This window comes from Halomonas sp. IOP_31, from assembly GCF_021151495.1.
In the GTDB taxonomy this organism is placed as follows: domain Bacteria; phylum Pseudomonadota; class Gammaproteobacteria; order Pseudomonadales; family Halomonadaceae; genus Modicisalibacter; species Modicisalibacter zincidurans.
Window position 1 is genome coordinate 1 of record NZ_JAIRBP010000053.1, and the last position, 11,749, is coordinate 11,749.

Annotated in this window: 9 protein-coding genes; 3 read left to right on the top strand and 6 right to left on the bottom strand. The window is 63.5% G+C overall.

Annotation, left to right across the window (positions count from 1 at the left end):
- Positions 1–217: 217 nt before the first annotated feature.
- Entirely contained in the window at positions 218–1,222 is a 1,005-nt protein-coding gene (locus K7I12_RS16615) for a glutathione S-transferase family protein (RefSeq protein WP_031382771.1), read from the bottom strand.
- Positions 1,223–1,270: 48 nt separating this feature from the next.
- The gene (locus K7I12_RS16620) at positions 1,271–2,221 is read right to left on the bottom strand and encodes a LysR family transcriptional regulator (RefSeq protein WP_031382770.1); all 951 of its coding nucleotides are present in this window, start codon (positions 2,219–2,221) and stop codon (positions 1,271–1,273) included.
- 96 nt (positions 2,222–2,317) lie between these two features.
- Here K7I12_RS16620 and K7I12_RS16625 point away from each other — a divergent pair, with 96 nt between their 5' ends.
- From K7I12_RS16625 to K7I12_RS16635, 3 genes are all read left to right on the top strand, one after another.
- Entirely contained in the window at positions 2,318–3,151 is an 834-nt protein-coding gene (locus tag K7I12_RS16625) for a pirin family protein (RefSeq protein WP_031382769.1), read from the top strand.
- Between the two features lie 382 nt (positions 3,152–3,533).
- On the top strand, positions 3,534–5,138 hold the full coding sequence (locus tag K7I12_RS16630) for a peptidoglycan DD-metalloendopeptidase family protein (protein WP_331460600.1): 1,605 nt from the start codon (positions 3,534–3,536) through the stop codon (positions 5,136–5,138).
- 389 nt (positions 5,139–5,527) lie between these two features.
- Positions 5,528–6,847 (top strand): MFS transporter, encoded by a 1,320-nt coding sequence (locus K7I12_RS16635; RefSeq protein ID WP_231664737.1) that lies wholly within the window; start codon positions 5,528–5,530, stop codon positions 6,845–6,847.
- Positions 6,848–6,940: 93 nt separating this feature from the next.
- On the opposite strand, the gene K7I12_RS16640 is transcribed toward K7I12_RS16635, so the two are convergent.
- Genes K7I12_RS16640 through K7I12_RS16655 form a run of 4 tightly spaced genes read right to left on the bottom strand, consistent with a single transcriptional unit; the run spans position 6,941 to position 11,595 of the window.
- The gene (locus K7I12_RS16640; protein WP_051907345.1) at positions 6,941–7,333 is read right to left on the bottom strand and encodes an AtuA-related protein; all 393 of its coding nucleotides are present in this window, start codon (positions 7,331–7,333) and stop codon (positions 6,941–6,943) included.
- The gene (locus K7I12_RS16645; protein ID WP_031382765.1) at positions 7,326–8,705 is read right to left on the bottom strand and encodes an acyclic terpene utilization AtuA family protein; all 1,380 of its coding nucleotides are present in this window, start codon (positions 8,703–8,705) and stop codon (positions 7,326–7,328) included. The genes K7I12_RS16640 and K7I12_RS16645 overlap by 8 nt, the downstream gene beginning before the upstream one ends.
- Positions 8,702–10,618, bottom strand: coding sequence for a TRAP transporter permease (locus K7I12_RS16650; protein WP_231664738.1), 1,917 nt, complete (start codon positions 10,616–10,618; stop codon positions 8,702–8,704). The genes K7I12_RS16645 and K7I12_RS16650 overlap by 4 nt, the downstream gene beginning before the upstream one ends.
- Positions 10,619–10,626: 8 nt before the next feature.
- Complete coding sequence (locus K7I12_RS16655; protein ID WP_231664739.1) at positions 10,627–11,595, bottom strand: TAXI family TRAP transporter solute-binding subunit; 969 nt, start codon at positions 11,593–11,595, stop codon at positions 10,627–10,629.
- Positions 11,596–11,749 lie beyond the last annotated feature (154 nt).

The following is an 11,749-nucleotide window of genomic DNA, read 5'->3' on the forward strand; positions in this document are numbered from 1 at the left end:
CCTCCGGTTGCTCTCCACCCCGCCTCGCGGCGACGCAGTTACCTTCGACTACGGGGCCATGGCTTACCCCGACTCGGACTTCCACCGAGTTGTGTGCACGCCTTCACGGGCGCACTGGGAGCGAATTCATTCGCGATTGAAGCCGGCAACAGGCTGTCGGGAACACGTTCCCCAACAAACTTATATCTAGTCTTCACCGCTTACATCCGAGCCTGGATTATGCTTTCTCGCGGATCCCCTGCCCCGTTAGGCGCTCGCGGTCGTGCGGCCGCTCGAGGTCGAGGATCGGACCCTTGGGCACGATGCCGGTGGGATTGATGGTGGCATGGCTGCCATAGTAGTGGCGCTTGATATGATCGAAGTCGACGGTCTCCTTGATACCCGGCCACTGGTACAGTTCGCGCAGGTAGTTCGCGAGATTGGGATAGTCGGTAATGCGCCGCAGATTGCACTTGAAATGCCCGTGATAGACGGGATCGAAACGCACCAGCGTGGTAAATAGCCGAATATCCGCTTCGGTCAGCCATTCACCGGCCAGGTAACGCTGCTCGTCAAGCCGCGCTTCCATGCGATCGAGCGCCTCGAACAGCGCCGTGACGTGCTTCTCGTAGACATTCTGCTCGGTGGCGAACCCGGCCTTGTAGACGCCGTTATTGATGTGATCGTAGACGTCGGCATTGACCGCTTCGATGGTCTCGCGCAGCTCGGTCGGATAGAAGTCCAGCCGGTTGCCGGTGATAGCGTCGAAGGCGTCGTTGAAGATACGCACCAGATCGGCGGATTCGTTATTGACGAGACGTTTGCCAAGCTTGTCCCACAGCGCCGGCACCGTGACCCGACCGGTATAGTCGTGTTGCGTCATGGTGTAGAGCTGATGGTGGTAGTCCACGCCATTGAGCGGATCGCCGCTCGAGCCCTCGCCGACATGATAACTCCAGCCCTGGTCGAGCATCAGCGGACTGGTATGCGACACGCCGATCAGCCGCTCCAGGCCCTTCAGCTTGCGCATGATCAGGGTGCGGTGCGCCCAGGGACAGGCCAGTGAGACATACAGATGGTAGCGATCCGCTTCGGCCGGCAGCGCATCCTGCCCTTGCGGTCCCGGTGCGCCGTCGCCGGTCAGCCATTTGCGCAGTTGGGCCGATTCACGCACGAACTCGCCGCCGTGCTTCTCGGTGTCATACCACTGGTCGTGCCATTGGCCTTCGATCAACAAGCCCATCGTCGTCTCCTTGAATGCAGTAAGCGATTCACGCCAGCTTAGACCGATTCATTCGACGCTACTCTGCAATTTTTCCGCATTTTCTTTCGAATAAAACGAATCGTCATCGATGGGACAGCAGGTGTTGACGGCCGCATGAAGCGCCTGGGCCATGGCGTGGGTCGCCGGCCCGGCCCGGTCGCGATCCTGGAAGATCAATTGCATGGGCACCTCGCGGGTACCGCCTGCCGCCAATGGCAACGGCTTCAGGCGTCGAGCGGTCAGCGCTTCCCGTATGCGCGTTTCGGGCAGCCAGGCAAACCCCAGCCCACGCTCGAGCATGTCCAGCGAAGTCGCCAGATGGCTGACCGTCCAGCGCTGCTCGGCCTTCAACCAGCCGGCATCCATCGACTGGCGCAAGGCCGAATCGCGCACCACCAGTTGGCGATGCTGAATCAGATCGCGCAGGTCGAGGGTACGCGCCAGCGCATGTAACGGATGAGCGGGGTGGGCAACGGCGATAAAGCGCAGGGTTACCAGGGGCTCACCGAGGAAGCCCTGAGCGGCGAGCCCCGAGATCACCAGATCGGCACGCTTGTCGTAGAGCATTTCGACCCCGCCGTTGAGCACCGTTTCGTGCAACTGGACGCGTACGTGCGGATAGTTGCGGGAAAACTGCTGAAGCGCTTCGGCCAGCGCATCGGGCGGGAATATCTGATCGATCGCCAGCGACACTTCCGCTTCCAACCCCGCCGCCATGCTCTCGGCGACCTCTTCCAGTGCCGCGGCGTTCTCGATCAACTGGCGCGCCCGGCGCAACAGCATCTCGCCCGCATCGGTGAGCCGCACCTGGCGTCCGATCGGCTCGAGAATCGACACCCCAAGCTGCGCTTCGAGCTTGTGCACGGCGTGATTGAGCGTCGAGGGGCTCTTGTGAATCGCCTCCGCCGCACGGGCAAAGCCGCCGTGATCGACGACCGCTGCAAGCATCTGCCATTGAGCCAGGGTCACTCGTGACATTTCGTTTTCCTCGAACGAAGCAAGCAAAACTATGCGCTTATTCTTCGAAAAAGTCGTCCTACAATACAATCATTCCGTTATCGCGAGGTAAAGACGATGCCGCAGCGCACAATCAACCGTGTTATTGCCAGCCACCCCAGCCAGGACGGCGATGGTGTCAAGATTTCCCGCGTCCACGATTTCGGCGGCGGGCTTGACCCCTTTCTAATGTTAGACGAACTGGGTTCGGAGCAACCCGATGAATACATCGGCGGGTTCCCGCCGCATCCGCACCGCGGCATCCAGACATTGACCTACGTCGTGCATGGCGGGCTGATGCACGAAGACCATCTAGGCCACAGTAGCTCCATTGGCAGCGGCGATGCCCAATGGATGCATACCGGCCGCGGCATCATCCACTCGGAAATGCCGCTGACCGATCATGCCGGGCTCCATGCCTTCCAGCTATGGATCAACCTGGCTGCGCGTGACAAGCTCAGTCCGGCTACCTATCGTGATATCAAGCGCGAGGAGATGCCGCACCTCGAAGAGGAAGGCAGCGAGCTGATCGCCCTGGGCGGACACTGGGCAAGCGCGACTCAAGCTGTCGACGGGCCCCTGGATGCCCTGGCCGGGCAGGCCGGAATCGCCCATGTTCGCCTCGAGGGGGGAGCGACGCTAACCTTGGAACAGGATGCACCGACGCTGCTGGCGTATGTCTTCGAAGGCGAATTGCAGATAGCCGGCCAGACGGTTTCCGCGCAGCGACTGGCCAGCCTGAATGCGGGCGAAACGCTGACATTGTCCAGCCATTCAGGCGCGCAGGTATTGCTATTGGCTGGCCATCCACATGGCGAGCCGATCGCGCATTATGGCCCTTTCGTGATGAATCAGCGCGAGGAACTCGACCAGGCATTACGCGACTATCGCGACGGCACGCTGGCCCAGTGAGTGCCGACTCGTCAGTAATGCCCTATCCAATTCGTGACAACGTTTGCATCGCCTCCGAAGCGGCGCGCTGTCCTTTGCAAGGAAAGAGTTGAAGGACGAGCCATGTAGCACCATGGTAACTAATTGTTGGTAAAGAGTAGCCGTTGGCCAAGGGTTTAAAGCCTGTACATTCACACAGGCTAGGCATGCTATGAGTCATGCGTTATGGTGCATGGGTTTTTTCCTCCATTTACATGCACCTAGGCCCTTTATGATGTTGCGAATTTTCCATTCGCTGCCCCGCACGCACAAGTTGCTGCTGCTACCCGTCGCCACCATGGTTACTGTGCTGGGCACGTACAAGATTTTGGCCGCTCTGAACGAAACCGATGTTACTAACGGCATGAATAAGCCAGTCAATCTTGCTATCGCCGCCCCGACCTCGGTAGTCAATACCCAGGCGCTCGATCAGGCTGTTTCCAAAAATCTCCAACCATCCAGTTCCAGCCTGATCGGTCGGGATATTCCCCTGGTCGCCCTGACGACTCAGGAAATCGTCGACCTGAATTTCATCGAGACCGCCGAAGCCCGAGAGCCCAACGCTTCTGCCGATCTCACGGTACTTCAGCCGCAGACGCCTGCGGCAGTGGCCAACGCCCCCGCCCAGCCGGCTCCGGCCACGCAGCCCGGTAGCGAGGAAAATGACGCCGCCCTCGACATTCAGACACTCAAGATTGCGCGACAACTGTTCGACGCTGACGCAATCGAGGGCGAACTCGACAGCGGCGCTTCCCACGAATTTCTCTCTTCGGACTCGCTGATTCTCGATGACGGCAAAATCGAACTCGAGAACGAGATCGTCGCCAAGGAAGACTTCGTCCCGCAGTGGGAAACCTATACCGTTCAACAGGGCGACACCTTCGCAGTCATGGCCGAGCGTACCTTCGGCCTGGAGTACAGCGAAGTGCTGCGCCTGCTGGATGCGCTACCGGACGACAAGCCGCTGACCAACTGGCGTGCCGGCGACAACATCGACTTTCAGCTCGATGAAGAAGGTCAACTGCTGGCCCTGCGCGTGATGAAGGATGCCCGTTCGGGCTACCTCATCGAGCGCGATGCCGAGCAGCACACGTTTGAGGTCGCCAATATCGATAAGGCCGGCGAAGCTACCCAGCGGCTGTTTGCCGGAACGGTCAGTGGCAGCTTTGCCGGTTCGGCAAGTGCCACCGGGCTGTCCTCCAGCGAGGTGGCAGAGCTCAGCAACCTATTGGCCAAGAAGATTGATTTTCGTCGCGATACACGCCGCGGCGATCGTTTCCAGGTGCTGGTCGAAGCGGACATGATTGAGGGCAAGGCACTGGACTCGCGCATTCTGGCGGCTAGATACGAAGGCGCGCGGACCGAGCTGACAGTCGTTCGCAATCCGAAGGACGATCGCTTCTACACCCCCGACGGGCGAAGCCTGGACCCGGCGTTCAATCGCTATCCTTTCGACGGCAACTACCGGGTCAGCTCATCGTACAACTTGCGCCGCAAACATCCCGTCACCGGACGCATCACGCCGCATCGCGGCACGGATTTCGCCGTGCCTACCGGCACGCCCATCGAATCGGCTGGCGCCGGGCGCGTCATCAAGTCTGCTTACCAGGCCAATGGCGCCGGCTATTACATGGTCATCCGTCACGACAACGGCTACAAGACGCGTTACATGCACCTTTCCAAGCGTTACGTCTCGGAAGGGGACCGCGTCAAGATGGGCGAGAAAATTGCCCTTTCCGGCAGCACCGGAAACGCCACCGGGCCGAGCCTGCATTACGAGGTGATGGTCAACAACCGTGCCGTGGATGCGATGCGCGTCAAGTTACCCGAGAACCAGAGTCTGTCCGGGCAGGCTCTGGCGGCCTTCAAGCAACAGTCCCAGCAACTGCTGGCCAAGCTCGAAACCAGCGGCGACGCTCAGCTGGCTCGCGCCTCGACGCCGAGCAAGAGAAACCCCGACGACAGTTGATGGAAAGGCCATACTGTTGATGAAGACGCCCCGCATCGCGGGGCGTCTTCGTTTCCACCACCATCCAGTTCCCGCGTTCAAAGCGCCGAAGTCCTCTTCCCCGCCACCTGCACGTTATCTGCCAAGACGTCTTTTCATAGCGCAACCGCCTCGCCGGATGCGCCAAAGCAGCGCTTCGAGGATCGAGCGAAGCCGCGCGACAGCCATCAAATGGTTCGCAAATGACTGAAAGAGAAGCATCGCTGGAGATTGGCACGGCTGATGCTTTATTCCTGGCAGACCGACGTGGACCAGGCTTGACCCCGCGAGTACGAGTGCGTCGGCCCCGGACCTTCAATGACGAAGATCCATCCCGCGTTCGACACGACTCGATGAGGACCGACCGACTTATGGACATTCGCAACAAAGCCAACAGGATTCGTCTGTTCAGCTTCAAGAGTCCGCAAATGCGGGCTTTCCACCTTTCGTGGTTCGCCTTCCATATCTGCTTCTTCGGCTGGTTCGGCATCGCCCCGTTGATGGCAGTGGTGCGCGACGATCTTGGCCTGACCAAGACCCAGATCGGCAACACCATCATTGCCTCGGTAGCGATCACCGTCATCGTGCGTCTGGCGATCGGCGTGCTCTGCGACAAGATCGGCCCGCGCAAGGCCTATACCTGGCTTTTGTGCCTGGGCTCGCTGCCGGTGATGATGATCGGCTTCGCCGACAGCTTCGAAAGCTTCTTCCTGGCGCGCCTGGCGATCGGCGCGATCGGCGCCTCGTTCGTCATCACCCAATATCACACCTCGGTGATGTTCGGTCCCAACGTGGTGGGTACCGCCAACGCCACCACCGCCGGCTGGGGCAACCTGGGCGGCGGCACCACACAGATCCTCATGCCGCTGATATTCGCCGGCATCCTGATGCTGGGCGTGGAAGCCACGCTGGGTTGGCGCCTGGCGATGGTGGTTCCGGGGATCGTGCTGTTCCTGACCGGCATCGCGTACTACTGCCTGACCCAGGATGCGCCGGACGGCAACTTCGACGAGTTGCGTGAGCGCGGCGAACTGCCGCGTGCCGAGAAGGAATACAGCATGCGCAGCACCTTCGGCGCGGCCGCCCGGGACGTTCGAGTCTGGGCGCTGTTCGTGGTCTACGCCGCCTGCTTCGGCGTCGAGCTGACCATCAATAACATCGCCGCCATCTACTTCTTCGACAATTTCGAACTCGACCTGGCCACCGCCGGCCTGATCGCCGGGCTGTTCGGCCTGATGAACCTGTTCGCGCGCACCCTGGGCGGCGTGTTCTCGGATCTCTTCGCCCGCCACGGCGGCCTCAAGGGCCGGGTGCGCTGGCTGTTCATCGCCATGTTCTGCGAGGCCATCGCGCTAATGTTCTTCGCCCAGATGCAGGTACTCGCCGTGGCCATCGGCATCATGCTGGTGTTCAGCCTGTTCGTGCAGATGGCCGAGGGTGCCACCTTCGGCGTGGTGCCCTTCGTCAACCGCAACGCCCTGGGCGCGGTAGCGGGCATCGTCGGCGCCGGCGGCAATGCCGGAGCCGTCGCCGCCGGCTTTCTGTTTCGCGCCGAATCGCTGAGCTACCAGCAGGGCCTTCTGTACCTGGGCATGGCGGTGATGCTGGCATCCTTCTTCACCTTCCTGGTGCGCTTCTCGCCGCAGGTGCTCGCCGAGGAAGACGACGCCTACCGCACTGCGTCCGGCTAGACCGCCACTGCGGCCCTGTCGCTTCGCTGAACTCCGGCCAACTCAGACGAAGCACGCCGCCCCTGCGGACGGCGTTCGTTCCTGCGCATGGGATCATTTCACCAGCAACCGCTCCGGCAACAAGGGTCGTGGCAACGTGACGGTCAGCCCCAGCAGCAGGAAAGACAGCGTCTTGCCATGCCCGTCGAGATTGAGCGCGCCGTTGACGCCGCCCTGAAGTACGTCGTCGATCACCAGGTTCATGCCGGCCAACCCCGGCATCGGATAGCGCCGCACCCGACTCGCGCCACGGTAAGCGAATAGCGCCAATACCCGCGGCTCGGTGATCTGTTCGAGCAATGTCGCATAATGACGAGGATCGTAGGCGAAAAGCGATAGATTGAGACGATCGCCCTTGTCGCCGGCGCGGGAGTGGGCGAGCTGGTGCAGCGTGACGGTGACGCCACCGCCCCCGTCGTGCGCTGCGTCGAGTGCGGTGTCACTCATGGGTGGCATCCTCGTAGAGCGAGGCGCGGGCCGTGACATCGTCGCGCCTGACCAGGAACGACGCGGTGTGCACGCGGCGCTGAAAGTGCCGTCGGACCCCGCCGCCGCCGGCGGGACCGGCGCAGTACAAGGCCAACAGCTCCTGGGTGGCGCGTTCGACCCAGCGCCGCTCGGCATGTTCGCAGGCCAGCCGCACTCTATAGTCGCCTGCCGGGTCGGTGGGCCGGCACTGGCGGCGCAGATGGCCCGAATCGTCGTCGAAGACACTCGTGTGACCGATGATGTCCAGTCGCGTGCGCAGCTCGGCGGGTGCCCTGAAGCGCAGCCGTTCCTGCAACACCGACACCGCCAGACGCGCCCGGGCCAGCGCGTTGGGCCCCGCGTAGGAAATCTCGGCTTCGCCCTGCCATCCGCCGTCGTAGCACACCGTGGTCTTGAGCCGGGCCGGTGCCGGCTTGCCCCGGATGCCGAGGACCTCGACCCGGTCCCGCCCCAGTTCGTTGATCACGACATGGGTCAGATCGACGACCACGTCGGGCGTCAGGTAGTGCGCCGGATCGTGCACTTCGTAGAGCAGTTGTTCCTTGACGGTGCGCGCATCGATGCAGCCGCCGGTACCGGCCGGCTTGGTGATGACCAGCCGGCCATCCGCCTCGACCTCGATGATCGGATAGCCAAGGGTCGCCAGTTCGGCGACCTCCTTGAGCCCCGGGTCGGCGAAGTAGCCGCCGCTCACCTGCGCCCCGCATTCCCCCAGGTGACCGGCCATCATCCCCGCGGCGAGCCGATCCCAATCGTCCCATGCCCAGCCATGGTGGCGAACCAGAGGCGCCAGAAACAGCGCCGGATCGGCGACTCGGCCGGTCACCACCACATCGGCGCCCTGCTCGAGCGCCTGCACCAGTGCCGCCGCGCCCAGGTAGACATTCGCCGAAATCAGCGACTCGCCCGTCGGCAGCGTGCGCGTCTCGGCTTCCCAGGGTTCGAGGTCGAGGGACTCGAGCCGGTCGCGTACGTCGTCGCCGTGAACCCGGCCGATGCGCAGCCCATCGCAGCCCTGATGCGCGGCCAGCTCCCCGACCACACGGCAGGCGCCAGCGACATTGGCGGCACCGAAGTTGCCGAGAATGGCGATTCCGTGGCGCTGGCAGTCGGCCAGGACCGGCTCCAGCAACTCCTCGAGCAATGGTTCGAAGCCGGCCTGTGGATCCTCGCGCATCGCCCGATGGGCGGCCGCCAGCGTGCGCTCTCCCAGCGTCTCGAAGATCAGCGCGGCAGGCTGTCCGCGCCGGATCAGCTCCGCGACCACGGGCGTCGCCGCATCGGTACGATCGCCGGAAAACCCGGCTCCGCTACCCAGTAGGAAGCTCATGGCCGCCGCTCCCCGGGCGGCTCACACACCGCACCCAGCGTGTCGTCCGATAGCGGCCGGCGACTACGCTGGCGCGCGTAGAGAACGCCAAGCGCCAGCACTGATGCCAGCGTGCTCGCCCAACCCGGAGTCAAGGCCAGGGCAACGACGACCAGCAACGCCAGGACGTCAAGCGCCCGGCTTCCGGTCAGCGCGGTGCGCGCCATCAGGGTGGCGAAGGCGATCACGAAGACCGTGCCCTGAACCGCCGCCAACAGGATGTCGAGCCACCCTCCGAAGCCGGCCAGCGAGGGATAGATCAACAGCAGGAAAGGGATCACGTAGATCGCCGCGGCCAGGCGCATGGCCTCGCCGGCCGCCGGCAGCCAATTGGTCTGGGCGATCCCCGCGCCGACGAAGACCGCGACACACACCGGCGGCGTGATCACCGACAGCGTCGCGAAGTAGAAGACGAACAGGTGAGCAATCAGCGGCTCGACGCCGATCTCGGTCAGCGCCGGCGCCAGCACCGACGCGACCAGCACATAGGCCGCCGTGGTGGGGATCCCCATGCCGAGAATCAAGCACACGCCGCCGACGATGAGCGCCACCAGAAACAGCGATTGACCGCCCAGGTCGACGATCAATCCGGCCAGGGTCACGCCGATCCCGGTCAAGCCGATCATCGCCACCAGTATCTGCGCCCCGGCCAGCAGCGCGCCGATGATCACCATGCCCTTGCCCGCGTCGATCAAGCCCGCGAGCAGCTTGGCCGCGACGTCGCGCAGCCCGGCGCCGCCGGCCAATGCGAAGCCGGTATAACTGACCACGGTCATCAGGATCCCGAAGAAGGCCGCCGTCTGGATCGAGCGGCCACTGAGCACCCCGTAGAAAAGCCCGCCGAGCGCAGCGAGTACCGGCACCAGCCGGCCGGGGCGCAGGACATCCCGCCAGGCCGGCAGTTCGTCTTCCGGAACGACCCGCAATTGACGGCGTCTCGCCACCAGATGGATGGTCAGGAACACGCCCAGATAGAACAGGATCGCCGGCAACAGCGCGGCCAGCGCAATACGCACGTAACTCTCGCCGAGGATCTCGGCCATGATGAAAGCCGCCGCGCCGAGGATCGGCGGCGCCACCTGGCCGCCCGTCGAAGCCACGGCCTCGACCCCGGCGGCGAAGGGCGCCGGGTAGGACAGCCGCTTCATCATGGGGATGGTGAAATTGCCGGTGGTCGCGACGTTGGCCACCGCGCTGCCGCTGACCATGCCGAACAGTCCCGAGGCGACCGTGGCCACCTTGGCCGCCCCGCCCGGCGAGCGCCCGCTGATGCGCAGGGCCAGGTCCATGAAAGCCTGACCGCCGCCGGTGTGCAACAGCAGACAGCCGAACAGCACGAAGGCAGCGATCGTCGTCGCCGCCACGCCGACCAGCATGCCCCAGACGCCCAGATCGCCGAGATAGAGCGTTTCGGTGACGAAGGCCAGGCCGAAGCCGCGATGCCCCAGCGCGCCGGGTATCAGCGAGCCGAAGAAGGCATACGCCAACCCGACCAGCACCAGCAGTGGGAAGATCGCCCCGATCGCGCGACGCGACAGATCAAGGATGGCGATCAGCAGTACGCCGAGCATAGCCATGTCCCAGGGTGTGGCCCAGGGCAGCTCGGTCAGGATCCGCTGATGATTGAGGACGACGTAACCGCATGCCACGCTGACCCCGACGGCCAGCGCCAGATCGATGACCACGCCCAGGGGGCGCCAGCGGGTGCCTGCCGCCAGCGGATAGAGCGTCAATCCCAGCAGCACCACCAGGGCGAGAAAAAGCCCGCGCTGGACCAGGCTGGCAAAGGGCCCCACCGCCGAGGTGTAGAGAATCAGTCCACCCAATGCCAGGGCCAGGGCCGTGGTCAGCCAATTGCGCACGTCGAGTTGCATCTCGCTGTTCACTCGACCGGCTTCAGGGCGTCGGGAATCTCAAGCCCCTGCTCACGATAGTAGCGGGCCGCACCGGCATGCAGCGGCACGCTGCCCACCTTCAGGGTCATCTGCGCCATGTCGGCGCCCTTGATCGCGGAGAAGGCATTGGCCTGCGGTCCGGGGTTTTCCATCACCGCCTTGACGATCTGGTAGGCGGTTTCCTCGTCGAGATTGGGGGTTGCGTGCACCGCCACGCCGAACGCCCAGGTCTTGTAGGCGGGGACGCCCTCGGCGGCACCGGCCGGCACGTCGACGACGGCCACCTCGGGCATCTGTTCGCGTAGCGTCGCCGCCTGAGCGTCGTTCAGCCCGAGTACGGTGATCGGCGTGAAGGTCGCGATGTCCATGGTCGATCCATCGAGGCGATCGCCGACGCCGGACTTGACGTAGCCGGCGATGCGGCCGTCCTTGATGGCGCTGACTACATCGCTGGTCGATCCTCGAACGTAGTCGGGCTCGATGCCCAGCGCCTGCATGACCGCTTCGGTGGTGGCCTCGGTCGCCGAACCGGTGATCCCCGGGTTGAGACGCACACCGTCTAGACCGGCGAGCTTGCTGACCCCGGCGTCCTCGCGCAACACCACGTTCTGGGGGGCCACGGTATAGACCCACAGCAGCCGGCTATCGACGGCTCGTCCCTCGAATTCGCCCAGCCCCTGGTAGGCTTGGTAGCCGCTATTGGTCGTCACCAGACCCAGATCGACCTGATCGCGGCTCAGCCGGCGCAAGTTGTCGACCGTGGCCCCGGTTTCGGCCACCGAGGAACTGACTCCCTCGACCTGATCGTTGATGATCTGATTGACGGCCACGAAATAGCTGTAATGGCTCGATGAACTTGACGTCGAGCCGATCAGCAGACGTTGCTCGGCGTGACTGACGGAACTGAATGCAAGCATGGCCAGGCTGGCCGCTGCCGCGGTGAGTAGCGTTTTCATGGTTGGCTCCGTGGGCCGCATGGGCCCTTGTTGTTGATAGGGGTCGGGAAGGCTTCGCCTCCCCGCCCTCCGAACCGTGCGTGCGGTTCTCCCGCACACGGCTCTCCAGTCGATGGTTTCAACATCGTGATTGGCTCGCTTGCTGCCAGGCTTC